This window comes from Mycobacterium sp. PTI7, from assembly GCF_056679845.1.
On record NZ_CM155252.1, the window covers coordinates 2215158 to 2240865 of the forward strand.

The following is a 25708-nucleotide window of genomic DNA, read 5'->3' on the forward strand; positions in this document are numbered from 1 at the left end:
GATGGGAATCGTCGCGGCAGTCGTGGTCGTCGCGCTCCTCGTCGGCGCCGCAGGGGTCTACACCTACCTCCGCGTCACCGCCCGTCCGTCCGAGGCCCAGCTTCAGGCGGGTCCCCGACCCGTCGCGCTCACCGCGGCGCCGTTCGCCCCGCTCTCCCCCGACGCACCGGTGCCCACCGCCGGGGGCGTCGCGGCCGCACTCGGCCCCGCACTCGCGAACCCCGATCTCGGACTGCTCACCGGCAAGGTCACCGACGCGATCACCGGCGCCGAGCTGTGGTCCCAGGGCGCCGACCTCCCCCAGACGCCGGGCTCCGTCACCAAGGTGCTCACCGCCGCGGCCGCGCTGCTCAGCCTGTCACCGGAGCACCGGGTCCGGACCACCGTGGTGCCCGGCGCCGTCCCCGGCGAGGTCGTGCTCGTCGGCGGCGGTGACGCGACCCTCACCGCCCAACCCGACGGCACACCCGGGTACTACACCGACGCGCCCCGGCTCGACGATCTCGCCGACCAGGTCCGCGCATCGGGCGTCCCCGTCGCGAGCGTCGTCGTCGACGGGTCCCTCTACCCCGGACCCACCATGGCCGTCGGGTGGAACCCGATCGACATCGCCGGCGGCAGCATCGCCCCGATCGAACCGGTCATGCTCGACGGCGGTCGCCTGCCGCCGCTGATGGACTACTCGCCGCGGTCGGCCACCCCCGCACTCGACACCGGGCGCGCACTGGCCCAGCGACTCGGGGTCGATCCCGCCGCCGTCACGACGGGCGCCGCGCCTCCGACCGCGGAGCCCGTTGCCACGGTGTGGTCGGCTCCGCTGAGCATGCGGCTGCACCAGATGATGGTCGCCTCCGACGACGTGACCGCCGAGACCATCGGATTCGAGGTGGCGCTCGCCCGCGGCGAGCCGGCCACCTTCGACGGCTCGGTGGCCGCGGTGTCCGAGGTGCTCACCGAAGCCGGCTTCGACCTGACGGGCCTGTCCGTCCAGGATCTCAACGGACTGTCGACCGAGGACCGCGTCCCCGCCCGGCTGCTCGACGACATCCTCACCGCGGCAACCGGTTCCGGGGAACACGCCGCCGCACTCCGGCCGTTGGTGGACGACCTGGCGGTCGGCGGCGGCTCGGGGACGCTGTCCAACCGGTTCGCCGTGCCCTCCCCCGGCGCTGGCTGGGTGCGGGCCAAGACCGGCACGCTCGACTTCGTCAACGCGTTGGCGGGCTTCGTCACCGACGTCGACGGCCGCGCCCTGACGTTCACGCTGATGTCGACGGGCACCATGCAGGACGTCGCGAAGCCCGCGCTCGACACGGTGGCGACCGTCCTGCGGCAGTGCGGGTGCCGCTGAGCGGGAGCCCCGTTTCCGGGAGCATCGATCCGCGAGCGTGCGTGATCTCGGGCCTCCGCCCGGCGTGTCGCCCGCAGACTCGCACGCTCGCCGGAGGAGGTGACCGCCTACTTCAGCGGGAGGCCGGTGATGGCGCGGGCCATGACCAGGCGCTGGATCTCGCTGGTGCCCTCGAAGATCGTGAAGATCTTCGCGTCGCGGTGCATCCGCTCGACGGGGTAGTCGCGGGTGTAGCCGTTGCCACCGAGGATCTGGATGGCCTCGTCGGTCACGTACACCGCGGTCTCACTGGCGGCGAGCTTGGCCATCGATCCCTCGGCATTGGTGAACGGCTTGTCGTTGCGGGCCATCCAACCCGCGCGCCACACCAGCAGGCGGGCGGTGTCGATGCGGGTCTTCATGTCGGCGAGCTTGAACGCGGTGCCCTGGAAGTCGCCGATCTTGCGGCCGAACTGCTCGCGCTCCTGCGCGTACTCGAGCGCGTACTCGTAGGCGGCGCGCGCGACGCCGAGCGCCATGGCGCCGACGGTCGGGCGGGTGCGCTCGAAGGTCTTCATCGCCGCCTGGCCTGCGGAGCTGCGGCCCTCGCGCGCCCGGGCGATGCGCTCGTCGAACTTCTCCTTGCCACCGATGATCAGGTTGCCGGGGAGCCGGACGTCGTCGAGCACCACCTCGGCGGTGTGCGATGCGCGGATGCCGTGCTTCTTGAACTTCTGGCCCTGGCTAAAGCCCTTGGTGCCCGGCGGGATGATGAACGTCGCCTGCCCGCGCGAGCCCAGCTCCGGGTATACCGAGGCGACCACGATGTGCACGTTGGCGATGCCACCGTTGGTGGCCCACGTCTTGGTGCCGTTGATGACCCACTCGTCGGCGGCCTCGTCGTACTTCGCCCGCGTGATGATGGCCGACACGTCGGAACCGGCGCCCGGCTCGGAGGCGCAGAAGGATGCGAGCATCGGCTCGTCGACGGTGCCGAACATCTGCGGCAGCCACTCCCCGAGCTGCTCGGGCGTCCCCGTCGCGGCCAACGAGGCGGCTGCCAAGCCGGTGCCCAGGATCGACAGGGCGATGCCCGCGTCACCCCAGAACATCTCCTCGAACACCGTCAGCATGCCCAGCCCGGTCGGCTCGGCGGACTGCGTCGCGAACAGGTCCAGCGAGTACAGACCGACCTTGGCCGCCTCCTGGATGATCGGCCAGGGCGTCTCCTCGCGCTCGTCCCACTCCGCCGCGGCGGGTCGGACCACGGTCGCAGCGAACTCGTGCACCCAGTCACGGATCTCAACGACGTCCTCGGACATCTCGAGCGAAAACGACATCAGGACTGGTCCTTTCACGGTTCCGGGTCGCGGCCCGCGGGGGCGGGCCGACGTCGACCGAGCTACCCATACGAGCTTCGGTGAACGACTGTACACTGCGATTCGGGTGATGACACCCCCACCCCGGCCGTGTCGACGACACGGAAAACCCGTTCTGCACGCCACGACACCACGCGACCGCGATGATGTGACACCGTGACCCGGGTGCCGACCGACCAGCCGAGCGTGCCCCGCGGGCCGTCGGTGCGACGGTTGGGCAGCCGGTACGCCATCGGCCTTACCCTCGCCCAACTCGTGACCGCCGGCGAGGTCGCCGCGGTCGTCGTGTCCCTGTCGCTGCAGGCCGAGGGCGCGGCCGCCTCCGCCTTCGCGACGCGGACCAACATGGTGCTCGCCATCGGGTTGATCGTGGCCGGCCTCGCAGCGACCGCCTACGGGGGCCACCGCATCGTCGCCCCCTCGCTGCGCTGGTACGTCGCCCGGGACACCCCCGACGACGGGCAGCGCCGCAGTGCGATCAACCTCAACCGGCGCCAATCGGTCCTGATGGCCGCCACCTGGGTGGTCGGTGGCGCGGTGATGCTCGCGGCCAACACCCGGGCCGGTCTCGGCGTGGAACTGCTCCTGCTGCTGGCAGTCTCGTTCGGCTGCACCTCGAGCGTCAGCACCGGGATGCTGCTCACCCAGCGCGTCATCCGGCCGGTCGTCGCCGCGGCGAGCCAGGAGTTCGTCAGCCGCGAGACCGCGCCCGGCGTGACGGCCCGCCTGGTGCTGATGTGGTTGGTCAACAGCGCATTACCCACCATGACCATCGCGATGATCGTCGTGTTCGGCGCCAAGGGGTGGCTCATCCCGCGGTCGGCATCGGTGCTCGTGCCGGTCGTTGTGCTCTCCGCAGCGTCGGTGGCGCTGAGCCTGCGGGCGCTCATCCTGGTGTCCAAGTCGATCTCGGATCCGCTCAACGACGTCGTCGCGGCGATGGCCGAAGTCGAGCGCGGCAACCTCGGCCGCACCGTCGACGTGTACGAGCAGTCCGAGATCGGCAGGCTGCAGAACGGTTTCAACCGCATGGTCGCCGGCCTCAACGAACGCGACCGGCTACGTGATCTGTTCGACCGCCACGTGGGGCCGGACGTCGCCCGGCTCGCCGTCGAGTCCCGGACGGTCGACGCGTCCGACGAGGTGCCCGACGTCGCGATCCTGTTCATCGACCTGGCCGGTTCGACCCAGCTGCCCTCGAGCCGGTCGCCGCGCGAGGTCGCCGACGTGCTGAACGACTTCTTCCGCATCGTCGTGGCCGCGGTGGACGAGCACGGCGGCCTGATCAACAAGTTCCAGGGCGACGCGGCGCTGGCGGTGTTCGGGGCGCCGGTGGCCAACGACCGTGCCGCCACGTCGGCGCTGTGCACGGCGCGCGCCCTGGCGGACAACCTGCGCGCGCTGCCCGACGTCGACTTCGGCATCGGGGTGTCGGCGGGCCCCGTGTTCGCGGGGAACATCGGCGCCGAGAACCGCTACGAGTACACCGTCATCGGCGATCCGGTGAACGAAGCCGCCCGGCTCGCCGACGCGGCCAAGGTCATCGCGGGGCGGGCGCTGGCATCCGGCGCCGCGACCGACCGCAGTGACGACGGCGAACGCACGCACTGGGAGACCCGCGACCCCATCCTGCTGCGCGGCCGTCCCGAACCCACCCGCATCTCGGTGCGGCGTCCGCAGGATCCCGACCACGACCGGCGCGACCACTCCGGCCCGACCACTCCGGCCTGATACCGATGAGCCGGCGCGACTAAGAAGGAAGCCATGACCTCCACCGAGAAGTCCGACGTGACACCGTTCCGCATCGCCGTTCCCGACGACGTCCTCACCGACCTCCGACGCCGGCTGGACGCCACCCGCTGGCCCGAGGCCGAGACCGTCGGCGGCGGAACCGAACTCGACTGGACCCAGGGCATCCCGCTGGCCTACACCCGCGAACTCGCCCGGTACTGGGCGGAGGACTACGACTGGCGTGCCCGCGAGGCAGCGCTCAACCGGTTCGAGCAGTTCACCACCGAGATAGACGGCCTGCCCATCCACTTCATCCACCAGCGCTCCCGGCACGCGGACGCGATGCCACTGGTGATCACACACGGCTGGCCCGGATCGATCGTCGAGTTCGCCAAGATCATCGAGCCGCTGACCGATCCGACCGCGCACGGCGGACGCGCCGAGGACGCGTTCCACGTCGTCTGCCCCTCGCTGCCCGGCTACGGCTTCTCCGGCAAGCCGGACGCGACGGGGTGGAACGTCGCCCGGGTCGCCGCGGCGTGGGAGACGCTGATGACCAGGCTCGGCTACGACCGCTACGGCGCCCAGGGCGGCGACTGGGGTGGTGCCGTCACCGCGCAGATCGGGCGAAACGTCGGGCACTGCGTGGCCATCCACACCAACTTCCCCATCGGCTCCCCCACCGAGGAGGCGAAGACCAACCCGACCGACGAGGACAAGGCCGCCTTCGCCGGGCTGAACCACTACCGCACCCAGGACAACGGCTACTTCAAGGAGCAGGCCACCCGGCCGCAGACGGTGGGGTACGGACTCGTCGACTCCCCCGTCGCGCTGCTGGCGTGGATCGTCGAGAAGTTCTGGTCGTGGACCGATTGCGACGGCCATCCCGAGAACGCGCTCAGCCGCGACGAGATGCTCGACGACGTGATGGTCTACTGGGCCACCGCCAGCGGGGCGTCGTCGGCGCGGCTGTATTGGGAGAGCCAGACGTCGTTCGGCGGGTCCGGAGGGCAGGAGCGAAGCGACCGGGGACGTGTTGGAGGCCGGGTCGAACTGCCCACGGGCGTCGCCTCGTACCCCAAGGAGATCGGCCCCACGCCACGGTCGTGGTGCGAGCAGAATTACAACATCACCCACTGGACCACGATGCCGCGCGGCGGTCACTTCGCGGCGTTCGAGCAGCCCGAGTCGTTCGTCGAGGACGTGCGGACATTCTTCGCGACCGTGCGCTGACTCAGTCCTCGACCTGCGACCCGCCCTCCGACGTCCGCACCCGCATCACCCACGCCGACAGGGACAGCACCAGGACCACGCCGCCGAGTACGCCGATCTCCACGGCCGCCCGGGAGAACTCGGGACCCTTGTTCAGCAAGGCGGCGGCCTCGACGCTGAGTACCACTATCTCCTTGATGGCGGCCAGGATTCCGACGATCAGGAACGGCTCGACGACGATCTCGTGGGATCGCAGGCTCACCCGCACCGCGTAGAGCAACTCCACGAAGATGAAGATCAGCAGCAGCCCGTCGAGGATCTCGATCGCCAGGCTCGACGTCGGCGTGTCGCGCAGGTGCAGGAGCTTCGCGAACTGTGCCACCAGGATCGCGACGGAGCCCAGCAGCAGCACCACGGCGATGCCCCAGTAGATGGCGTCCTCGGCCCAGCCGAGCACCCGGTCGGCGAGGCGCTGGCGTTCCTCTTCGCCGTCACCCTCGGACTTGGCCATCACCGGGTCAGCGGTTCAGCATCCAGATCCGCGATGAGAGCGCCGTCGCGAAGGCGCACCACAGCGGATACAGACCCAACGGCGCCGCCGCGGCGCCGTTCACGCTCGCGGCCCGACGGGTGAGGTCGGCACTGCTCGCGGTCAGTGCGGCCGCGGCGACCGCCGACGTGCCGAGCATGCGCCGGCTGAAGAACAGCCAGGACCAGCTGCCGTTCAGGACGAGGTTCAGGGCGAGCAGGCCGGCGAAGGTCTTGGCCTCGTCGCGGCGGCCCTGCTCGGTCAGCGTGTCGATCGCGTTGGCCGACACCACCGCGATGTCGGCGTAGAGGATCGGCCACACGATCGGGAACGCCTGACGCGGCGGCTGGAAGCCGGGCTTGCGCAGCGCCGCGTACCAGGCGGACTGCGCCGGGCGGCTCGCCAGACCGCCGACCACCGCGGTGGCGAGCACCGCGCCGCCGGTCTTCGCGAGAGTTGCAGGACGCATCGTCGATCCCTTCGTTGGGGTCCGGAGGACCGTCAGTTCACCACACCGGCGGTGCGGCGGTCACCGAACCGACGGTAACCACCGTAGATCAGCAGTGCCACAACGAAGTTGACGAAGTACGCGATGTCGGCGCCGTGCCACGCCATCGCGATCGGTCCCTGGACGAGGGACGTGTTCATGAACGGCACCGCGGCGAGGTAGGCGACGACGAACGCGACGAGCGCCGCCACGGCGTCACGGCGGCCCGTGCGCTCGACGGCCGGATCGATCGTGGCGCGGCCCCGAGTGCGGATCCGCCAGTCGACCGCGACCACGGCCACGAACGCCGGGATCCAATACCCGATCATCAGCAGGAGGTTCTGGAAGCGCGTCGCGGTGTCGGCGCCGTGCAGCCAGAGGATCAGCCCGAACGCCAGCACGGTGACGATCACGGACGACACCGGCCTGCGCACCCGCACGCCGAGGGTCTGCAGGGCCAACGAGCCGCTGTAGTCGTTCATCACGCCCGAGCCCACCGAGGCCAGCGCGATGACCAGCAGGGCGAGCCCACCCACGACCCCGCCGCCCATCACGGCCCGGACCCCGTCGACGGTGTGCTCGGAGACCAGCTCGCCGGCGGCCACCCCGATGCCCTGGACGAAGGCGTACGCCACCACCATCCCGGCGAACGTGTAGCCGAACACGCGCGACCGCGCCGAGTCGGCGGGCAGGTAGCGACTGAAGTCCGACGCATAGCTCGCCCACGACACGGTCAGGCTGAGCGCGATCGTCACCTCCAGCACGAAGGCCCCGAGCAGGTCCGGCCCCGTCACGGTCGGCGGCACGATCACGTCGCGGCCGCCGACCAGCTTCACCGCGAACACCACGAACGTCACCAGCAGCACGACGGTCAGCACGGCCTGCAGCCGGTGGATCACCTCGTACCCGAAGAAGCCGACCACGCCCTGCACGCCCAGCACGATCAGCACCGCGACCCAGAACGGGATGCCGAGCAGGACGGACAGGGCCTCGCCCCCGAACAGCCCCACCAGCGCGTCCCACGCGATCGACGACAGCCACTGCAGCGCCGCCGGCAGCGCGACCGTGCCGCCGAAGGCCATTCGCCCCGTCGGGAGTTGCGCGGTCCCCGTCCGCGGGCCCCACGTCGAGAGGTACCCGACCACCAGCGAACCGAGGACGGTGCCGATGAGCATCGCCAGCATGCCGAGCCAGAAGCCGAGGCCGAGCGCGATGGCGAGTGCCCCGGTGAAGACACCGGTCATGTTCACCTGCGGCGCGAACCAGACGGTGAACAGCCGCCGCGGCGAGCCGTACCGGGCGTCGGCGCGCACGGGGGCGATGCCGTGCGTCTCCACGCGCAGATCACCCGCACCCGAGGGCGTGCGGCCCCGGAACGGTTCGGCGTCGAGTGCGTTCGTCGTACCGGTGGAGCCACTACCCATGCGCACATTCGACCACGCGGGGCCGCCGGGACCGGCGACCTGCGTCGACGTGCCTGCCGGCACCGAGGATCGACGGCGCGGAATCTGCATCCCGGCAACATTCTGGACGAGGGAATCCATTGTCGAAATGTAAATTCGTTGCGGAAACGGTTGCGAAGGTACGCAAGATCAGCGATGGTTTACCCACGGCGCACGGGCTGATGAGGGCTGGCATGGCCCCGGCTAACGGCCACGTGCGGGTATGAGGGAGAAGAATCTGACCGGCTCGGGCATCACCGCCGTCGACCACGCGACAGGAGAGGACGGGGCGAACCTGCAGTCGGGTCGCCCGGTCATCGAGATCGACCACGTCACCAAGCGGTTCGACGACTACGTCGCCGTCGCCGACGCCGACTTCTCGATCGCCTCGGGCGAGTTCTTCTCGATGCTGGGGCCGTCGGGCTGCGGCAAGACCACCACGCTGCGGATGATCGCGGGCTTCGAGACGCCCACCACCGGGGCCATCCGCCTCGAGGGCGTCGACGTCTCGAAGGTCCCGCCGCACAAGCGCAACGTCAACACGGTGTTCCAGCACTACGCGCTGTTCCCGCACATGAACGTGTGGGACAACGTGGCGTACGGGCCGCGCAGCATGAAGAAGGACAAGACGGAGGTGAAGCGCCGCGTCGACGAGATCCTGGAGATCGTCCGCCTCACCGACTTCGCCAAGCGCAAGCCCGCGCAGCTGTCGGGAGGTCAGCAGCAGCGCGTCGCACTGGCCCGCGCACTGGTCAACTACCCCAGTGCCCTGCTGCTGGACGAGCCCCTCGGCGCGCTGGACCTCAAGCTGCGCCACGCGATGCAGTTCGAGCTGAAGCGCATCCAGCGCGAGGTCGGCATCACGTTCATCTACGTCACGCACGACCAGGAAGAGGCGCTCACGATGAGTGACCGCATCGCGGTCATGAACGCGGGCAACGTCGAGCAGATCGGCACGCCCACCGACATCTACGACGTCCCCGCGACGGTGTTCGTCGCGAACTTCATCGGCCAGGCCAACCTGTGGCCGGGTCGACAGGTCCGCGTCGACGGCGGCGTCGCCGACGTGTCGGTGCTCGGGACCACGCTGCGGGCCCGCGCCGGGCTGACGGCCATCGAACCCGGCGGCCACGCCACGCTGATGGTGCGCCCGGAGCGGGTGCGCGTCTCGGTCGATCCGCTACCCGGCGACTGCGTGTCCATCCAGGGCACGGTCGCCGACCTGACCTTCCAGGGTCCGGTCATCCGCGTCTCGATCACAGCATCCGACGGATCGGTGGTCCTCGCCCACGTCGGCCCCGAACAGCGGCTGCCCACCCTGCACCCGGGCGATCCGGTGCACGTGGGCTGGGACCCGGAGGCGTCGCTCGTGCTGCCCGCCGCCGACATCCCCACCACCGAGGATCTCGAGGAGATGCTCGACGACTGACCGATCGACCTCCTCGACTAGACCTCCACGCACCTGACGAAAGGCACCGCAGCCATGGCCCGCGACAACTTCGACCCCCGCCTCTTCTCCCGACTGGCCGCCAACCCGACCAGCCGTCGACGCTTCATCGGCGGTAGTGCCGCCGCGGCGGCCGCGGCGGTCCTCGGGCCGGCCTTCCTGGCGGCGTGCGGGTCGGACAGCTCGTCCTCCGGTGGCGGCGACAGCGACACCACGGGGACGTCGAGCAACACGCTGCGCATCTCCAACTGGCCGCTGTACATGGCCGACGGCTTCGTGGCCGCCTTCCAGACCGCGTCGGGTCTGACGGTGGACTACAAGGAGGACTTCAACGACAACGAGCAGTGGTTCGCGAAGGTCAAGGAACCGCTGTCGCGCAAGCAGGACATCGGCGCCGACCTCGTCGTGCCCACCGAGTTCATGGCGGCCCGCATCAAGGGTCTCGGCTGGCTCAACGAGATCAGCGAGGAGGGCGTGCCCAACAAGAAGAACCTCCGCCAGGACCTGCTCGACTCGAAGGTCGACCCCGGCCGCAAGGTGACCGCGCCGTACATGACCGGCATGGTGGGCCTCGCCTACAACCGGGCCGCCACCGGACGCGACATCCGGTCGATCGACGACCTCTGGGATCCCGCGTACAAGGGCCGGGTCAGCCTGTTCTCAGACGTCCAGGACGGCCTCGGCATGATCATGCAGTCTCAGGGGGGCTCGATCGAGGACCCGAGCACCGACTCGGTGACCAAGGCCGTCGACCTCGTCCGGGAGCAGAAGGACAAGGGACAGATCCGTCGCTTCACGGGCAACGACTACGCCGACGACCTCGCCGCGGGAAACATCGCGATCGCGCAGGCCTACTCCGGCGACATCGTGCAGCTGCAGGCGGACAACCCGGACCTGCAGTTCATCGTGCCGGAGTCCGGTGGCGACTGGTTCATCGACACGATGACGATCCCCTACACCACGCAGAACCAGAAGGGCGCGGAGGAGTGGATCAACTACGTCTACGACCGCGCCAACTACGCCAAGCTGGTCGCCTTCGTGCAGTACGTTCCGGTGCTGTCGGACATGACCGACGAGCTGGCCAAGATCGACCCGGCCGCCGCGAAGAACCCGTTGATCAACCCGTCGTCGGAGATGGACTCCAACCTCAAGTCGTGGGCGCCGCTGACCGACGAGCAGACCCAGGAGTACAGCACCATGTACGCCGCCGTCACCGGCGGCTGACGCATGGCGGGAGTCGCGGCGAGCGGTAGGCAGCGCAGCAAGGTCGCCCCCTACCTGATGGTGCTACCCGCGCTGGTGTACCTCGGCATCTTCTTCGTGGTGCCGTTCTTCTCACTGGCACGGACCTCGTTGTCCAGCTCGGCCGGATCGGTGTACCTGCCGACGCTGACGTTCGACTGGAACTTCGGCAACTTCGGCCATGCGTTCAGCACGTATCAGGATCAGATCATCCGGTCGTTCACCTACGCCGCCGTGGCCACGGTGCTGTGCATCCTGCTCGCCTATCCGCTGGCGTACGTGACCGCCTTCAAGGCAGGCAGATACAAGAACCTGATCCTCGGCCTGGTGATCCTGCCGTTCTTCGTGACGTTCCTGATACGGACGCTCGCGTGGAAGACGATCCTCGCCGACGAGGGCTGGGTGGTGCAGGGGCTCGGCGCGATAGGGCTGCTGCCCGACGAGGGCCGGCTGCTCTCGACCGGCTGGGCCGTGATCGGCGGCCTGACCTACAACTGGATCATCTTCATGATCCTGCCGCTGTACGTCAGCCTGGAGAAGATCGATCCGCGTCTGCTCGAGGCCTCGAAGGACCTCTACTCCTCTGCGCCACGGAGTTTCGGCAAGGTGATCCTGCCGCTGTCGACCCCCGGCGTGCTGGCGGGCAGCATGCTCGTCTTCATCCCGGCGGTCGGCGACTTCATCAACGCCGACTATCTCGGCAGCACCCAGACCACCATGATCGGCAACGTGATCCAGAAACAGTTCCTGGTGGTCAAGGACTATCCGGCGGCGGCCGCGCTGAGCTTCCTGCTCATGGCGCTGATCCTGGTCGGCGTGCTGCTGTACACGCGAGCGCTCGGAACCGAGGACCTGGTATGACGATTCAGGACGAGATCGGCGAGGCCAACCAGACCGTCGGCGACGTCACGCCGAAGCGCTCGCTGGCGCAGCGGATCAATCTGGGCGACAACCTGTTGCGCGTGATCGCCGGACTGGTGCTGCTGTACCTGTTCCTGCCGATCTTCGTGATCATCCTGTTTTCGTTCAACAAGCCGGCGGGCAAGTTCAACTACACCTGGCAGGGCTTCACGCTGGACAACTGGGCCGACCCGTTCAAGTACCCGGCGCTGACCGAGGCGCTGAAGCTCAGCCTGAACGTCGCCGCCGTGTCGACGGCGGTGGCACTGGTGCTCGGCACGCTCGTCGCGATCGCACTGGTACGCCAGCGGTTCCGGGGCGACCGCGCCATCGACTCGTTCCTGATCCTGCCGCTGACGGCACCCGAGGTCGTGATGGGCGCGTCGCTGCTCACGCTGTTCCTCGACCTCAGCTGGGCTGCGGGCTACTCGACGATCGTGATCGCGCACATCGCGTTCCAGGTCAGCTTCATCGCGATGACGGTGCGGGCGCGGGTCCGCGGCTTCGACTGGACGCTCGAGGACGCGTCGATGGACCTCGGCGCCAACGCGACCCGCACGTTCTTCAAGGTCACGCTTCCGTTGATCGTGCCGGGAATCGTTGCCGCGGCGATGCTCTCGTTCGCGCTGTCGCTCGACGACTTCATCGTCACCTACTTCGTCAGCGGCTCCACGGTGACCTACCCGCTCTACGTCAACGCCGCCGTGAAGGCCGCGGTGCCGCCGCAGATCAACGTGCTGGCGACGGCGATCCTGGTGATCAGCCTGATCCTGCTCGCGGTCGGTACGCTCTACCGCCGCAAGAAGATCACCTGAGGGTCCGGGCCGGGCGCCGCCGCGCTCAGCCCACCTCGGCGGGCACGGGCGGCACCGTGCGGGCGCCGCTGCGGGCGGCCCCGATCCCCGCGAGCACCACCAGTGCGATACCGATCAGCGCCGCGACGCCGGGCACCTGCTGCAGCACGACGAAGCCGACCAGCATCGCGAAGCCGGGCTCGACTGCCATCAGCGTGCCGAACGCGGCGGTGGTGAGGCGTCGCAATGCGAGCAGTTCGAGGGTGAAGGGCACGACCGGCAGCAGCAGCGCGAGACCGATGCCCCACAGCAGGACGTCCCACGTGATGCGCGGCAGCACCACGGGTCCGACGACCAGCGTCGCGAACAGGCCGGCGGTGGCCATGGACACCGCGAGCGGCTGGATGCCCTCGACGGCGTCGCCGACGCGCTGGGTGAGCAGGATGTACAGCGCCCAGCAGACGGCGGCGGCCAGCGCGAAGCCGACGCCGACCAGATCGACGGTGCCCTCCCACGGCCGCGTCAGCAGCAGCACTCCCGCGGCGGCGATGCCAGGCCACACGAACCGCTGCCTGCCCCTGCCGACGAGCACCGCCACGCCGAGCGGGCCGAGGAATTCCAGAGCGCTGGCCGTTCCCAACGGGATTCGCGCGATCGCCGCCATGAACAGCATGGTGACGCCCGCGGTGACGACGCCCAGCGCCACGCACGTCAGGAACGACTGCCGGGTGAACGCCGACGGCCGCGGCCGCACCAGCACCAGGAGCAGCACGCCCGCCCAGGCGAGGCGCAACCACGCCGCGCCCTCGACGCCGATGCGGTCCACCAGGCCCAGCGACAGCGCGAGGCCGACCTGGACGCTCAGCATCGATCCGGTCGCCATGAAGGCGCCGACGCGGGCCTGATTGGATGTCACCAGGCCATTCAACGTGTGCATGACCGTTCGCGTCCACGTGATTTATCCGGACATACCGTTCACGATCTTCGAACGGTTCGCCATACCCCAGGAGGGAGCCAGCCATGGCTCGAGACGATGCCCACTTCTACGACACCGCCGAGGGCACCGGCCTGCCGCACGACCCGTTCAACGCGATCGTGGGTCCGCGGCCCATCGGGTGGATCTCGTCCCTCGGCGCCGACGGAGCGCGGAACCTGGCTCCCTACAGCTTCTTCAACGGGTTCAACTACCGGCCGGCGATCGTCGGGTTCTCGTCCATCGGCTGGAAGGACTCGGTCGCGAACGTCTCCGCGACCGGCGACTTCGTGTGGAACCTCGCCACCCGGGCGCTCGCCGATCCGATGAACGAGACCTCGGCGGCGGTACCGGCCGACGAGGACGAGTTCACGCGCAGCGGTCTGACCCCGGTGCCGTCGCGTCTGATCGCGGCGCCGCGGGTGCTGGAGAGCCCGGTCAACTTCGAATGCCGCCTGACGCAGCTGATCCGGCTCACCGACGTCGACGGTGCCGACGTCGACACCTGGCTCGTCCTGGGGCAGGTGGTCGCCGTGCACATCGACCGCGAACACCTGATCGACGGCGTCTACGACACCTACGGCGCCCGGCCCATCCTGCGCGCGGGCGGTCCGGCGGACTACGCCGAGATCGGTCCGGAGACCAAGTTCACGATGACGCGCCCCGACGACAGGGCCTGAGCCGGCGCTAGCGGGCGGCCGGCTGCGCGTCGGGTTCGTACGAGCAGATCGCCTGGACCTTGTCCGCCGACCGGCCGTTGGGGTCGAACTCGTAGCCGAGCCACTCGCGGGCCAGTCGCCGCGCCAGCTCCAACCCGATGACGCGCTGGCCGAAGCACAGCACCTGCGCGTCGTTCGACAGCACCGACCGCTCGACCGAGAACCCGTCGTGCGCGGTGACCGCACGGATGCCGGGCACCTTGTTGGCGCTGATCGCGACGCCGAGACCGGTGCCGCACACCAGCAGCGCCCGGTCGGCCTTGCCCTCGGCGACCAGCCGGGCCGCCGCGACGGCGACGTGCGGGTACGCGGTGTTCTCGTCGGTTCCGACGCCGACGTCGATGACCTCGGAGACGCGCGGGTCTGCGTTCAGGTCACCCTTGAGGGCTTCCTTGTACTCGAAGCCCGCGTCGTCGGAGCCGACGACGATGCGAAGTGTTCGTTCGGTCATGTCCCGTCTTTCCTCGTGGTGGTCGCGAAGCTCTCCGCGACCGTGTGTGCGCACATCGCCAGTGACGTGGCGCCCGCGTCGGGCGTGCCGATGCTGCGCTCGGCGAGCGGCCGGGCGCGGCCGACCTTCGGCCGCAGGTCCGCCGTCGCGGTCGCCGCGGTGGTCGCGACGTCCGCGGCCCCGGCCCACGCGTCCAGCCACGACGCGCCACCGGAGACCCCGCGTTCGAGTTCGGTGACGAACGGCAGCATCGCGTCCAGCATCGTCTTGTCGCCCGGTGCCGCGCCGCCCAGGGTGATCAGCGCGTCGTAGCCGTCGCGCATTCCCGCGGCGACGGTCGCGTCGTCCGGCCGGCCGGTGTCGCCCAGTCGCGCGCCGACCGCGGTCAACAGCGCACCCCACAGCACACCCGACGTGCCGCCTGCCTTCGCGGCCCACTCCTTGCCGGCGGCGGCCAGCACCGATCCCTGACCGGCGCCGTCCTGCACGGCTCGGGCCGCGGCCTCGCGGGCCGCCGACGATCCCTTGACCATGCCGCGGCCGTGGTCGCCGTCGCCTGCGACGGCGTCGATGCGACCGAGTTCGTCCTCGGCACCGGCGAGCATCGTCGCCAGCGCGTCGAGCGCGGCGGCGACGCTGCGGCCGCACTCCCTGCCGTCGTCGTCGGCGAGCGCGGCGAGGTCGACCGTGGGTGCCGCCGCGTCGGCAGCGGCGTCGGTGCGGACGGCGGACTGGTCCTGCCGTGCGGCGCCCTTGCGGTAGGCCGGGCTGTCGGCCGCTGCGGTCCAGTACTTCTCGAGTTCGTCGTCGAGCCACATCACCGTCAGCGAGCAACCGGACATGTCGAGGCTGGTCACCAGTTCCCCGACCTCCGGGTCGACCACCTGGTAGCCGCGCTCGCGCAGCAGCCGGGACGCCGTGCCCCACACGACGAACAACTCCTCGTACTTGGTGCGGCCGAGACCGTTGAGGATGACGGCGATGCGCGTCGAGTCCGAGTCTGTGTAGTCGGCCAGCACGCCGTCGACGAGGGTGTGCGCCAGCTCGTCGGCGGTGGGCATCACCTCGTCGGCGACGCCGGGCTCGCCGTGGATGCCGAGCCCGAGACCCATGTGCCCCTCGGGCACCGTGAACAGGGGGTGGTCCGCGCCGGGCAGCGTGCACCCGTCGAACGCCACGCCCAGCGTGCGGGTGGCGGCGTTGGCGGCCCGGGCCACCCGCACCACGCCGGCCAGGTCGAGTCCGTCCTCGGCGGCGGCGCTGGCGCACTTGAAGACCGTGAAGTCGCCGGCGATGCCGCGGCGCTTGGCCTCCTCGCCCTTAGGCGCGCTGGCCACGTCGTCGGTGACCGCGAAGTACTCGGCGTCGATGCCCTCGCTGCGCAACTGGGTGACCGCGAGGGTGAAGTTCATGACGTCGCCCGCGTAGTTGCCCGTGGTGAGCAGCACGCCGGCGTCACCGTGCGCGGCGCGCGCGACCGACGCCGCGTCCTCCGCCGACGGCGAGGTGAAGATGTTGCCGACCACGGCGCCGTCGGCGAAGCCGGGACCCACCGTCCCGCAGAAGGCCGGGTAGTGACCGGAGCCGCCGCCGATCACGACGGCGACCTTGCCCGGCCGGGTGTCGTGTGCCCGAACCACGCCGCCGGGGACGCCGACGACGTATCGGGCGTTGGCGTCGAGGAACCCGGCCAGCATGTCCTCGGTGAAGCGGGCCGGGTCGTTGAACAGCTTGGTCATCGCAGCCGCTCCCCCGTCTCCGCGTCGAAGAGGTACACGCGCTCGGCGGGCGCCGAGACGACCGCGGTCTGCTCGAGCCGGTACTCCTCGGCCGCCGGGGTCTGCACGACGATGCCCTCCTCCATGCCCGAGACCGTGGTCGTGGCGAGGCCGAATTCGAGGAGGTGCTCGAAGTAGGCGACGGTCACGGTGACGCCGTCGCCCGACTCGCTCAGCGAGCAGTCCTGCGGGCGCACGCCGACCTTCACCCGGGTGCCGTCCGGCACCGAACTTGCGTCGGTGTCGAGATACCCTGCCCGCGAACCGATCTCGACGCGGGTACGACCGTCTGCGACGCGGACCACGCCCTCGACGACGTTGATCGCCGGCTCGCCGACGAACTGGGCGACGAAGAGGTTCGCCGGATCGTCGAACACCTCGTCGGGCGTGCCGAACTGCTGCACCACCCCGGCGTCCATCACGGCTAGCCGGTCGGCCAGTGACAGCGCCTCGACCTGATCGTGGGTGACCACGATGGTGGTGTAGCCGAATTCGCGCTGAAGTACCTTCAACTCGCGGCGCACCCGCTGGCGCGCCGAGGCGTCGAGGTGGCTGAGCGGCTCGTCGAGCAGCAGCACCGGTGGGTTGCGGACCAGCGCGCGGGCGAGTGCCACGCGCTGCTTCTGGCCGCTGGACAGGCCGGCGGGCCGCAGACCGAGCAGCTCGTCCATCTCGAGCCGCGCACTGATCGAATCGACCATCTGCTCGGCGCCCTTGACCTTGCGCGCCTTGAGGCCGTAGAGCAGGTTGTCGCGCACCGACATCGGCGGGTAGAGCGCGTAGCTCTCGAAGCCGACGCCGATGCCGCGCTTGGCGGCGGGCAGCTGCGAGACCTCGCGGTCACCGATCTTGATGGATCCGCTGGTCACGGTCTCCAGCCCGGCGATCATGCGCAGCGTCGTCGTCTTGCCACAGCCCGAGGGGCCGAGCAGTGCGACGAGTTCACCGGGCGCGATGTCGAGGTTGATGCCCTTGACCGCGGCGAAGCTCTCGCGGCCGCGGGCCACGTAGGTCTTGACCAGGTCGGTCAGCGTCAGGCTCTGGGCCGTGGTGGTGGTGCTCTTCGGACGTTCGGTGGTCGTCACAGTGCTGCCTCCAGTTCGTCGGTGCGCGCACCGAGGCGGGTGGTGTCACCCTCGCCCGCTTCGAAGACGTGAACGTCCTTGTCGGCGATCGACATCGACACCGGCGATCCCTCGCCGACGCCCTCCCTGCCGGACGCCAGGACGATGAGCTGCTCGCCGCCGATCTGGACGGTGAGTTCGACGTTGCGGCCGAGACGCTCGGCCAGCTGCACCGACCCCTTCAGCGAGCCCGTCTCCGCGACGTGGACGTCGCAGGGACGCAACCCGACGCGCACCCGGTCCCCGGAGGACGCCGTGACGTCCGCAGGCACCGGCACGTCGAAGGTGCCGTCCCCGAGCCGGATCCGGCCACCGTCGACGACGCCGTCAAACACGTTGATCTCGGGCTGGCCGAGCGCACGCGCGACGAAGGTGTCGGCCGGACGCCGCCAGATCTCCTCCGGCGTGCCGATCTGCACCAGTGCGCCCTCGCGCAGCACCGCGATGCGGTCGCCGAGCGCGAGCGCCTCCTGGTAGTCGTGCGTGACGTACACGGTGGTGGTGTTCGACATCGCGCCGAGCTGCTTGAGTTCGGCCCGCATCGAGGCACGCAGCTTCGCGTCGAGGTGGCTCAGCGGTTCGTCGAGCAGATAGACGTCGGCGGGCCGCACCAGCACCCGGCCCAGCGCGACGCGCTGACGCTGACCGTTGGACAGCTCACGCGGAAAGCGCTTGAGCAGGTGGTTGATTCCCAGCGTCGTGGTCACCTGGTCGATGCGCTCGGTCTGCTGGGCGGCCGTGTACTTGCCCGTGCGCCCGGACTTCAGCGGCGAGGCGAGGTTCTCGCTGACCGTCTTCTGCGGATACAGGGCGTAGCTCTCGAACGCCATGGCCACGTTGCGGTGGTAGGGCTCGACCCGGGTGACGTCGGTGCCGTCGATGGCCACCGTGCCCCCGTCGATGTCGACGAGACCGGCGATCGACTTGAGCGTCGTCGTCTTGCCCGCACCGCTGGGGCCGAGGATGACGAAGAACTCACCGTCGGCGATGTCGACCGTGAGGTCGCGGACCGCGTGCGTCTTCCCGAAGGTCTTCGAGAGATTCTTGAGAGATACGGAAGCCATCAGGCCTTCACCGCCCCGAATGACAGGCCACGCACCAGGTAACGCTGGATCGTGAGCGCGAGTATGAGTGGTGGCAGCGCGGCGATCAGCGCCGCCGCCGCGGTCAGGTTGTAGTACGCCTGCCCGCCGCCGCCGAGGTACTTGGTGATCGCCACCGTGACGGTGCCGGCATTGCTGTCGGCGAGGATCAGCGGGAACACGTAGTTGTTCCACGCGAAGATGAACGCGAGCAGCGCGGCGGCCGCGATGCCGGGTCGCACGATGGGCAGTGCCACCATCAGGAATGCGCGCCGGCGGGTGTAGCCGTCGAGCAGCGCGGCCTGCTCGAGGTCCTCCGGGAGGTCCTGGAAGTAGGACCGCAGGATCCACACGACGAGCGGCATCGTGACCAGCTGCAGCACCCAGATCATGCCTACCTTGGTGTCGAACAGGCCGATCTGGTTGTAGATGACGAACAGCGGCACGATGACCATCAGCTCGGGCGCGAACCGGAACGACAGCATCTGGAACATGAGGTCGTTCGACCCCCGGTACTGCCAGCGTCCGGCGGCGTAGGCGGCGGGGATGCCGATCACCAGCGAGACCACCACCGCACCACCGCAGTTCAGCAGGCTGGTCAGCAGCGACGCCTTGAAGTCGACGCTGGTCATCTGGGTGCCCTTGTCCGAGAGCACCGTGGCGAAGTTCGACCACGTCGGACTGAAGGTGAAGTAGGTACTGGTCTGCTGCTCGGCGTTCTTCAGCGCCAGCATCAGCATCCAGAAGATCGGGAACAGCGAGAAGAGGAACCAGAAGACGAGACCGACGTCGGCTGCCACCGACCCGATCGAGAGACGCTTCTGGCCCGGCAGGAGTTCGGCCCTGCTGAACAACGACTTCGCGGCCATGGTCTAGGACTCCGCTCCCGCAGCACGACGCTGCGCCTTGCCGAGCACGCTGACCAGGTAGCGCGCCGTGATGAACACGATGATCCAGAGCAGCAGCATGTAGGTGCTGCCGCGGGAGTAGTCGAGGTTGATGATCGAGTCCTCGAAGGCGCCGATCTGCAACGTGCGGGTGGCGACGCCGGGGCCGCCGGCGGTCAGCACGTAGATGTGGTCGAACACCTTGAGGTTGTCCATGAACCGGAAGATGACGGCCACCAGGATGTAGGGCCACAGCATGGGCAGCATCAGCTTGCGGAACATGTAGATGCCCGACGCGCCGTCGACCTCGGACGCCTCGAACGGCTCCTTGGGCAGCGACCGGATGCCCGCGAGCACCAGGATCGCGACGAACGGGGTGAAGATCCAGACGTCGACCAGGATCACCGACCACAGCGCGGTGCCCGCCGACAGCCAGTCGAACGTGTTGCCCAGTCCCAGCATGTGATTGAGGATGCCGAACTGCGGGTTGAACATCAGCTTCCAGATCACGCCCGCGATGACGGGGGCGATCATCAGCGGCAGGATCAGGACCTTCTCGAAGATCTTGCCGATGATCGACGACCGGTTGAGCAGCAGCGCGAGCCCGACGCCGAGCGCCGTCTCGACCGCGGTCGCCACCAGGGCGAACGTGACGGTGACCTGGACGCTCTTCCAGAACACCTGGTCACCGAGGACCGAACCGAAGTTCTGGAACCACACGAAGTGCGGATCCGGGTTCACCGCAGCGTAATTGAGGAAGGCGTAGTAGGCGCCGACCGCGAACGGGTAGAGGATGCCGATGACGATCACCACGGCGGGGATCGACAGCAGGTAGGGCCGCGCCTTGCGGCGCCAGCTCGGCACCTCGGGCAGATTGCGCCGCGACGCGGCGGCGGGCTGTTCCGGCGAGGTGGCCGGCGCCTTCGGGGTCTGAGTCGTCATGGGTTAGCCGCTCTGTGAAATGAACACGGTTGTTAGAGGTTGACCTTGGACGTGTTTGTCTTCGCCAGGCTGCGGAGCCGCGACGCCGCGTCGTCACCGCCGTAGATGTCCTGGAGCGCGACGGCCCAGTTCTGGGTGGTGTCGAAGAACTTCTTCTGCGGGGTGAACTGGATCTTCGACTCGCCGATGACGGTCTCGAACGTCTCGAGGTAGCCGAACTGATCGGCCGCGACCCGCTTGAAGGTGGTGTCGAACACCGACTTCCGTACCGGGTCGGCGTACGTGCCGCCCTCGACGGCCTTGTTCATCGAGTCCTTGCCGGTCGCCCACTGGATGAACAGCCACGCGGGCAGCTTGTTGCGCGAGTTCGCGCTCATGGCCCAGCTCCACGTCCACAGGTTGGTCTTGTAGTTGCCGTCCGGTCCTGCGGGTCCGGGATACCAGGCGATGTTGCCGGCTTCCTTGCTCGCGCCCGGCTTGTTCTTCGGGTACGTGGCGCTGTCGGCGTCGAACACCATCATCGCCTTGCCGTCGCCGAGATCGCCGGTGGCATTGGGGTAGTCGTAGGTGGTCCACGACGTCGGGCCGGCCTGGTGCTGCAGGTCGATCCACTTGCGGGTGAAGTCGATCGCCTGGTCGCTGTCCATCTCGGCGACCAGTTCGGAGCCGTTCCACGTGTAGTCGACCGCGCCCTGGCGGGTGTACTGCGTCATGAAGCCGGGGTGGATGGTGGCCCACGACTTCGAGCCGCGGGTCGACAGGCCGTACCGGTTCTCCGACCGGTCGGTGAGGTCGATCGCCAGCTGCATGAAGTCGTCGAGGTTGTCGGGCAGCTTCGAGATGCCCTTCTCGTCGAAGATCCGCTTGTTGTAGGCGACGACGTTGTTCTCGAAGCCCCACGGGATCGCCCACTGCCCACCGGTGCCCAGCGGGTTGCCGAGGGTGAAGTCCCAGCGGGTGGACGTGCGCAGACCCTCGAAGATGTCGTCGAAGTCGTACTCCGCACTGGTCGCCGAGGTGTTCTGCAGCCAGGGACCGAGGTCCTCCACCCATCCCGGCGGACCGTACTGCCAGATGAAGTACGCCCCCAGCATGAACGCGTCGTGCTTGCCGGACCCGCCGGCGAGTTCGGTGTTCAGCTTGGTGAAGTAGTCCGCCTCGGGCACCAGGTCGATGTTGACGGTGATGCCGGTGAGTTCGGTGAACTCCTTGAGCAGCGGCTGATACGACAGCTGGTAGGGGTGCGGGGTCTGCAGGATGTTGAGCGTCGAACCGGCGGCCTTGCGCCAGTCGAAGCCGCCGGTGACCTCGCCCGCACCGTTCGGCAGGCTGGTCCCGCCGCCGACGCCGCACGCCGACAGCAGTGGGAGGCTGGCCGCGGCGGCGCCGGCCATGCCCATGGCGGCCAGCATGTTGCGCCGCGACATCTGCGGCCCGCGGGGACGGTGCCCGTGATCGGGGGTCATGGTTGCCTTCGATTCATGATCGGGGGACGCCTCTCAGGCGGGGATGAGTGAGACCTTGACGGATTCCTTGCCACTGGCCACGAGGTCGAGGCCCTGCTGGAATTCGGTCAACGGCAGTTGGTGGGTGCAGATCTCGTCCATCGGCAGCACGCCGGACTCGATCATCTTGATGGCGGCGGGCCAGCAGTACGGCCCGAGGTGGGCGCCGAGGACGTCGAGTTCCTTGTCGTCGCTGATGATGCTCCAGTCGACGGAGACGTCGCTGCCGAAGACGCCGTACTCGACGTAGCGGCCGAGCTTGCGCAGCAGGTTCAGACCCTGCGGCACCGCGGACGGATGACCGGTGCCCTCCAGGTAGACGTCGGCCCCGTAGCCCTCGGTGAGCTCCTTGACGATCGTCTCGGCGTCCTCCTCGGCGATGTTGATCACCAGGTCGGCGCCGCACTTCGTGGCGAGTGCCAGTTTCTCGGGCGCCATGTCGAGTGCGATGACGCGCATGGGGTTCTTGGACTTCGCGCCGGCGATCATGCCGAGGCCGATCGGCCCGCAGCCCGCGACCACCACGGTGTCCTCGAAGGTGATCTGCGCGCGCTCCACGGCGTGCAGCGAGCACGACAGCGGCTCGACGAACGCGGCGTGCGCGGGCGGCAGGTCGCCGGAGATCTTGTGCACCAGCGCCTCGACCGGGTAGGTCATGTAGGAGGCCATCGCCCCGGGCGTGCGGCGCTTGAATCCGTAGAGGTCGTGCGGCTGACACATGTGGTACTGACCCCGCTTGCAGAACCGGCACTCCCAGCACGGCACGATCTGCTCCGAGGTGACCCGGTCACCGACCGCGATCCCCCACCGGGACGCCGCCTCGTCGTCGAGTTCGACCACGCGCCCGACGAATTCGTGTCCCGGGATCACCATGGTCTCGGTCCAGGCCGGACGGTTCTCGTCGCCCCAGAACTTCGCGGCACCGTGGTAGCACTTCAGGTCGCTGGCGCAGATGCCGACGGCCTCGACCTTGATCAGGGCCTCGCCCGCCTTGCGCTGCGGGACGGCGATCTCCTCGAGCCGGTAGTCGCGGGGGCCGTGACAAACGACGGCCTGCATCTTCTCGGGGATCTGTTCGCTCATCGGTTCCAGCCCTTCATGGCGCATCTCGCATGTGTGGTCGCGCTCACATTAACCAGGACGGTGCACATTTGTCCAGAACCGATGTTCAGCAAAAATCTGCCCAGAACAGATGTTCTGGGGCATACTTCGAGCATGCCCCGGCCGGCCCCGCAGAACCCCGCGACGGCGACCGTCGACGGCCACCCCGGGACCGTGTCCTCCGACGGCGAGACCAGCCACTTCCCGTCCGCACTGCTCTACACGGCAGCTCGTCTCTACTACGAGGACGAGGCCACCCAGGCCGAGGTCGCCGATCAGCTCGGCACCAGCCGGGCGACCGTCAGCAGGCTCCTCGCCGAGGCGAAACGCCAGGGCATCGTCCGCATCGAGGTGGTCCCGCCGGCGGAGTCGCGTCCCGGCGACCTGGCCGACCAGGTGGCCCGCGCGATGGGACTGGAACGCGTCTACCTCAGCGCACCGCTACCCACGCCGGGGCCCGGCCGCGGCGTCGTCGACGTCATGGGCCGCACGCTCGCACCCGCGACCGGCCGCGCACTCGCCGAGGCGGGCCTGCTCCCCGGCGACGTGCTGCTGGTGTCGTCGGGCCGCACCGTCTACGAACTCGCCCAGCACGACCTGACCCCGCTGCCCGGCGTGGTGATCGCGCCCACGGTCGGCGGCAACGACCAACCCGAGGACTGGTACCAGACCAACGAGATCACCCGGCTGGTCGCCAATCGCGTTGGCGGGCGGGCGAACTACCTGTTCGCGCCGGCCCTGCCCGGGCCCGAGCTGTACCAGTCGCTGCTCAACGACCCCACCATCCAGCGGGTCCTGCACCAGTGGCCCGCCGCCCGGTGCGCGCTGATGGGCGTCGGCGCTCCCCCGCTGACCCGGTCCGACATCCCCCGGTTCGTGCCGACCGGCTCGACGTCGCTGCGCGCGGCCGTCGGCGACGTCTGCTCCCGGTTCTACGACCGCGTGGGCGACGAGGTCGACTTCGAGGGCAGCGACCGCCTGATCGCGCTCGAACTCGATGCGCTGCAGCGGATCCCGGTCACCATCGCCGTGGCCGTCGGCGCCGAGAAGCTGGTCTCCATCGCCGCGGGCGCCCGCGGCGGCTACTTCAACCGGCTCGTCACCGACCCGGCGACCGCACAGGCCCTGCTCGACGCGGCACCGCCCGAGTCCTGATCCCGCCTCAGTGCCCGCGGGGGTCGGCGAGGCGGTGCACCTGCTCGCGCGTCGCCGGATACAGCTCGCGCCAGGTCTCGTAGAGATCGTCGTAGAGGTTGCGCGTCAACGGATTCGGTTCGATCTCGCGCTCGATCCGCGCCCAGTCGGTGTCCCGCGGCACCAGACCCACCCCGATGGCCGCCAGCAGCGCATCCCCGTAACTGGCGCCGATGGCCTGCTCCGGGACCAGTTGCGCGCGACCGGTGACGTCGCTGACCGCCTGCGCCCACACCGGGCTGCGCAGACCGCCGCCCACCGCGACGGTCCTGGTGCCGGTGTGCGCGTCGTCGAAGCGCTCGAGGATCTGCCGGATGCCGAACGAGATGCCTTCGTACGCAGCGCGAAACAGGTGGCCGCGGCCGTGCCGCAGGGTCAGGCCCGCCACGACGCCCCTCGCCCGGGGATCGAAGACCGGCGTCCGCTCACCCGCGAAGTAGGGCAGGACGAGCAGGCCCTCACTGCCCGGCGGCACGGCGGCGGCCTCGGCCATCAGCTCGTCGATCGGCGCCGCACCGGTGACGGTCTGCAGCCAGCCGATCAGGCTGCCCGCCGTCGACGTCCCCGCCGCCAGCGCGAGCGTGCCGTGCTCGACGCCAACCGTCGTCCACAGGGTGGGGTCGCTGTAGTACGCGTCGATGATCTGCACCAGGAACATCGTCGAGCCGTACATCAGCATCTGGTCGCCGGGTTCGCGGACGCCGACCGAGAACGCCTCGGAATAGGCGTCGACCGCCCCCGCCACGACCGGGGTCCCGACGGGGACGCCGGTGGCCTCGGCCGCCTCGGGCCGCACCGTCCCGACGACCTCGCTCGGCCACACCAGCCGGGGCAGCGGCAGGTGCCGGCAGATGCGTTCCGCCCACGGCCGGTTCCAGTCGAAGAGTCGCGTCTCGTAGAGCGGATCGCACTGGCTCGCCGTGTGGTGGTCGATGACGTACTCGCCGGTGAGCTTCGCGGCGACGTAGGAGTTGGAGCCGTACCAGCCGGCGGCCGCGGCGAAGACCTCGGGTTCGTGCCGGTGCACCCATTCGAGCTTGGGGCCGACGGCCTGACTGGACAGCAGCGTGCCGGCACGATCGAGGATGGCGTCCGCACCGAATTCGGCCGTCAGCGAGTCGATCTCGGCAGTGGCCCGGGTGTCGATGCCGTACAGGATCGCCGGCCGCAGCGGCCGGAGATCGGCGTCGCAGAGCACCAGGCACGGGCCGACCCCGCTGACGCACATCGCCGACAGGACGCCACCGTCGGGCATCCCCGCCATCAGCTTGCTGCTGACCTCGCAGACCTCGCGCCACCACAGTTTCTCGGCGTCCACCTCGGCCCACCCGGGACGGGGCAGGTCGATCGAGTGGGTGATGGTCTCGGTCGCGAGCACGGTGCCGACGGCGTCGACGAGCACGCCCTTGGTGCTCCCCGTCCCCATGTCGATGCCGAGCAGCAGGTCCACGGCGCCAAC

The 25708-nt window shown here is 69.3% G+C and carries 23 protein-coding genes; 9 read left to right on the forward strand and 14 right to left on the reverse strand.

The genetic code is table 11. The features are described 5' to 3' along the window. The first annotated feature begins 1 nt into the window (after window position 1). Entirely contained in the window at window positions 2–1351 is a 1350-nt protein-coding gene (gene dacB / locus AC1MEY_RS10730) for a D-alanyl-D-alanine carboxypeptidase/D-alanyl-D-alanine endopeptidase (RefSeq protein ID WP_480231412.1), read from the forward strand. 107 nt (window positions 1352–1458) lie between these two features. On the opposite strand, the gene AC1MEY_RS10735 is transcribed toward dacB, so the two are convergent. Next, window positions 1459–2670 (reverse strand): acyl-CoA dehydrogenase family protein, encoded by a 1212-nt coding sequence (locus AC1MEY_RS10735; RefSeq protein WP_480230617.1) that lies wholly within the window; start codon window positions 2668–2670, stop codon window positions 1459–1461. A gap of 204 nt (window positions 2671–2874) precedes the next feature. Here AC1MEY_RS10735 and AC1MEY_RS10740 point away from each other — a divergent pair, with 204 nt between their 5' ends. Then, window positions 2875–4440, forward strand: a complete 1566-nt coding sequence (locus tag AC1MEY_RS10740) for an adenylate/guanylate cyclase domain-containing protein (RefSeq protein ID WP_480230618.1) — start codon at window positions 2875–2877, stop codon at window positions 4438–4440. A gap of 57 nt (window positions 4441–4497) precedes the next feature. Next, window positions 4498–5673, forward strand: a complete 1176-nt coding sequence (locus AC1MEY_RS10745; RefSeq protein WP_480231413.1) for an epoxide hydrolase family protein — start codon at window positions 4498–4500, stop codon at window positions 5671–5673. Between the two features lies 1 nt (window position 5674). Here the strand turns inward: AC1MEY_RS10745 and AC1MEY_RS10750 are convergent, their stop codons facing one another. Genes AC1MEY_RS10750 through AC1MEY_RS10760 form a run of 3 tightly spaced genes read right to left on the reverse strand, consistent with a single transcriptional unit; the run spans window position 5675 to window position 8092 of the window. Beyond that, window positions 5675–6163 (reverse strand): phosphate-starvation-inducible PsiE family protein, encoded by a 489-nt coding sequence (locus AC1MEY_RS10750; protein ID WP_480230619.1) that lies wholly within the window; start codon window positions 6161–6163, stop codon window positions 5675–5677. Between the two features lie 7 nt (window positions 6164–6170). Then, entirely contained in the window at window positions 6171–6650 is a 480-nt protein-coding gene (locus tag AC1MEY_RS10755) for a TspO/MBR family protein (protein ID WP_480230620.1), read from the reverse strand. Window positions 6651–6682: 32 nt separating this feature from the next. After that, window positions 6683–8092 (reverse strand): purine-cytosine permease family protein, encoded by a 1410-nt coding sequence (locus AC1MEY_RS10760; RefSeq protein WP_480231414.1) that lies wholly within the window; start codon window positions 8090–8092, stop codon window positions 6683–6685. A gap of 241 nt (window positions 8093–8333) precedes the next feature. On the opposite strand from AC1MEY_RS10760, the gene AC1MEY_RS10765 reads away from it, so the two are divergent. Genes AC1MEY_RS10765 through AC1MEY_RS10780 form a run of 4 tightly spaced genes read left to right on the forward strand, consistent with a single transcriptional unit; the run spans window position 8334 to window position 12514 of the window. Next, window positions 8334–9539 (forward strand): ABC transporter ATP-binding protein, encoded by a 1206-nt coding sequence (locus tag AC1MEY_RS10765; protein WP_480230621.1) that lies wholly within the window; start codon window positions 8334–8336, stop codon window positions 9537–9539. 54 nt (window positions 9540–9593) lie between these two features. Beyond that, entirely contained in the window at window positions 9594–10781 is a 1188-nt protein-coding gene (locus AC1MEY_RS10770) for a polyamine ABC transporter substrate-binding protein (RefSeq protein ID WP_480230622.1), read from the forward strand. Between the two features lie 3 nt (window positions 10782–10784). Then, on the forward strand, window positions 10785–11660 hold the full coding sequence (locus AC1MEY_RS10775; protein WP_480230623.1) for an ABC transporter permease: 876 nt from the start codon (window positions 10785–10787) through the stop codon (window positions 11658–11660). Next, on the forward strand, window positions 11657–12514 hold the full coding sequence (locus tag AC1MEY_RS10780) for an ABC transporter permease (protein ID WP_480230624.1): 858 nt from the start codon (window positions 11657–11659) through the stop codon (window positions 12512–12514). Before AC1MEY_RS10775 ends, AC1MEY_RS10780 begins: the two co-directional genes overlap by 4 nt. Window positions 12515–12539: 25 nt before the next feature. Here AC1MEY_RS10780 and AC1MEY_RS10785 read toward each other — a convergent pair whose 3' ends face one another. Then, window positions 12540–13409 carry an EamA family transporter gene (locus tag AC1MEY_RS10785; protein ID WP_480230625.1) on the reverse strand — a complete coding sequence of 290 codons (870 nt, stop codon included), beginning with the start codon at window positions 13407–13409 and terminating at the stop codon, window positions 12540–12542. 104 nt (window positions 13410–13513) lie between these two features. On the opposite strand from AC1MEY_RS10785, the gene AC1MEY_RS10790 reads away from it, so the two are divergent. Next, a complete protein-coding gene (locus tag AC1MEY_RS10790; protein ID WP_480230626.1) occupies window positions 13514–14146 on the forward strand; it encodes a flavin reductase family protein in 633 nt (210 codons plus the stop codon). Window positions 14147–14153: 7 nt separating this feature from the next. On the opposite strand, the gene AC1MEY_RS10795 is transcribed toward AC1MEY_RS10790, so the two are convergent. The 8 genes from AC1MEY_RS10795 to eltD form a co-directional block, all read right to left on the reverse strand. Further along, window positions 14154–14636, reverse strand: coding sequence for a ribose-5-phosphate isomerase (locus AC1MEY_RS10795; RefSeq protein ID WP_480230627.1), 483 nt, complete (start codon window positions 14634–14636; stop codon window positions 14154–14156). Next, a complete protein-coding gene (gene derK, locus AC1MEY_RS10800; RefSeq protein WP_480230628.1) occupies window positions 14633–16375 on the reverse strand; it encodes a D-erythrulose 4-kinase in 1743 nt (580 codons plus the stop codon). Before derK ends, AC1MEY_RS10795 begins: the two co-directional genes overlap by 4 nt. Further along, window positions 16372–17499 (reverse strand): ABC transporter ATP-binding protein, encoded by a 1128-nt coding sequence (locus AC1MEY_RS10805; protein WP_480230629.1) that lies wholly within the window; start codon window positions 17497–17499, stop codon window positions 16372–16374. Before AC1MEY_RS10805 ends, derK begins: the two co-directional genes overlap by 4 nt. Continuing rightward, entirely contained in the window at window positions 17496–18602 is a 1107-nt protein-coding gene (locus tag AC1MEY_RS10810) for an ABC transporter ATP-binding protein (protein WP_480230630.1), read from the reverse strand. Before AC1MEY_RS10810 ends, AC1MEY_RS10805 begins: the two co-directional genes overlap by 4 nt. Then, entirely contained in the window at window positions 18602–19489 is an 888-nt protein-coding gene (locus AC1MEY_RS10815; protein WP_480230631.1) for a carbohydrate ABC transporter permease, read from the reverse strand. Before AC1MEY_RS10815 ends, AC1MEY_RS10810 begins: the two co-directional genes overlap by 1 nt. A 3-nt stretch (window positions 19490–19492) precedes the next feature. Next, complete coding sequence (locus AC1MEY_RS10820; protein WP_480230632.1) at window positions 19493–20449, reverse strand: carbohydrate ABC transporter permease; 957 nt, start codon at window positions 20447–20449, stop codon at window positions 19493–19495. Window positions 20450–20481: 32 nt separating this feature from the next. After that, entirely contained in the window at window positions 20482–21861 is a 1380-nt protein-coding gene (locus tag AC1MEY_RS10825) for an extracellular solute-binding protein (protein WP_480231415.1), read from the reverse strand. 87 nt (window positions 21862–21948) lie between these two features. Then, the gene (gene eltD / locus AC1MEY_RS10830; RefSeq protein ID WP_480230633.1) at window positions 21949–23037 is read right to left on the reverse strand and encodes an erythritol/L-threitol dehyrogenase; all 1089 of its coding nucleotides are present in this window, start codon (window positions 23035–23037) and stop codon (window positions 21949–21951) included. A gap of 132 nt (window positions 23038–23169) precedes the next feature. Between eltD and AC1MEY_RS10835 the strand changes: the two genes are divergently transcribed. Beyond that, on the forward strand, window positions 23170–24210 hold the full coding sequence (locus tag AC1MEY_RS10835) for a sugar-binding transcriptional regulator (RefSeq protein WP_480230634.1): 1041 nt from the start codon (window positions 23170–23172) through the stop codon (window positions 24208–24210). 7 nt (window positions 24211–24217) lie between these two features. Here the strand turns inward: AC1MEY_RS10835 and AC1MEY_RS10840 are convergent, their stop codons facing one another. Continuing rightward, a complete protein-coding gene (locus AC1MEY_RS10840; RefSeq protein ID WP_480230635.1) occupies window positions 24218–25699 on the reverse strand; it encodes an FGGY-family carbohydrate kinase in 1482 nt (493 codons plus the stop codon). Window positions 25700–25708 lie beyond the last annotated feature (9 nt).

Coding starts and splice junctions, on each gene's coding strand:
- AC1MEY_RS10765 (WP_480230621.1), top strand. CDS start 8,334: ATGAGGGAGAAGAATCTGACCGGCTCGGGCATCACCGCCGTCGACCAC.
- AC1MEY_RS10835 (WP_480230634.1), top strand. CDS start 23,170: ATGCCCCGGCCGGCCCCGCAGAACCCCGCGACGGCGACCGTCGACGGC.
- derK (WP_480230628.1), bottom strand. CDS start 16,375: ATGACCAAGCTGTTCAACGACCCGGCCCGCTTCACCGAGGACATGCTG.
- dacB (WP_480231412.1), top strand. CDS start 2: ATGGGAATCGTCGCGGCAGTCGTGGTCGTCGCGCTCCTCGTCGGCGCC.
- AC1MEY_RS10815 (WP_480230631.1), bottom strand. CDS start 19,489: ATGGCCGCGAAGTCGTTGTTCAGCAGGGCCGAACTCCTGCCGGGCCAG.
- AC1MEY_RS10780 (WP_480230624.1), top strand. CDS start 11,657: ATGACGATTCAGGACGAGATCGGCGAGGCCAACCAGACCGTCGGCGAC.
- AC1MEY_RS10790 (WP_480230626.1), top strand. CDS start 13,514: ATGGCTCGAGACGATGCCCACTTCTACGACACCGCCGAGGGCACCGGC.
- AC1MEY_RS10795 (WP_480230627.1), bottom strand. CDS start 14,636: ATGACCGAACGAACACTTCGCATCGTCGTCGGCTCCGACGACGCGGGC.
- AC1MEY_RS10755 (WP_480230620.1), bottom strand. CDS start 6,650: ATGCGTCCTGCAACTCTCGCGAAGACCGGCGGCGCGGTGCTCGCCACC.
- AC1MEY_RS10775 (WP_480230623.1), top strand. CDS start 10,785: ATGGCGGGAGTCGCGGCGAGCGGTAGGCAGCGCAGCAAGGTCGCCCCC.
- AC1MEY_RS10750 (WP_480230619.1), bottom strand. CDS start 6,163: ATGGCCAAGTCCGAGGGTGACGGCGAAGAGGAACGCCAGCGCCTCGCC.
- AC1MEY_RS10770 (WP_480230622.1), top strand. CDS start 9,594: ATGGCCCGCGACAACTTCGACCCCCGCCTCTTCTCCCGACTGGCCGCC.
- AC1MEY_RS10760 (WP_480231414.1), bottom strand. CDS start 8,092: ATGGGTAGTGGCTCCACCGGTACGACGAACGCACTCGACGCCGAACCG.
- AC1MEY_RS10820 (WP_480230632.1), bottom strand. CDS start 20,449: ATGACGACTCAGACCCCGAAGGCGCCGGCCACCTCGCCGGAACAGCCC.
- AC1MEY_RS10810 (WP_480230630.1), bottom strand. CDS start 18,602: ATGGCTTCCGTATCTCTCAAGAATCTCTCGAAGACCTTCGGGAAGACG.
- AC1MEY_RS10825 (WP_480231415.1), bottom strand. CDS start 21,861: ATGCTGGCCGCCATGGGCATGGCCGGCGCCGCCGCGGCCAGCCTCCCA.
- eltD (WP_480230633.1), bottom strand. CDS start 23,037: ATGAGCGAACAGATCCCCGAGAAGATGCAGGCCGTCGTTTGTCACGGC.
- AC1MEY_RS10735 (WP_480230617.1), bottom strand. CDS start 2,670: ATGTCGTTTTCGCTCGAGATGTCCGAGGACGTCGTTGAGATCCGTGAC.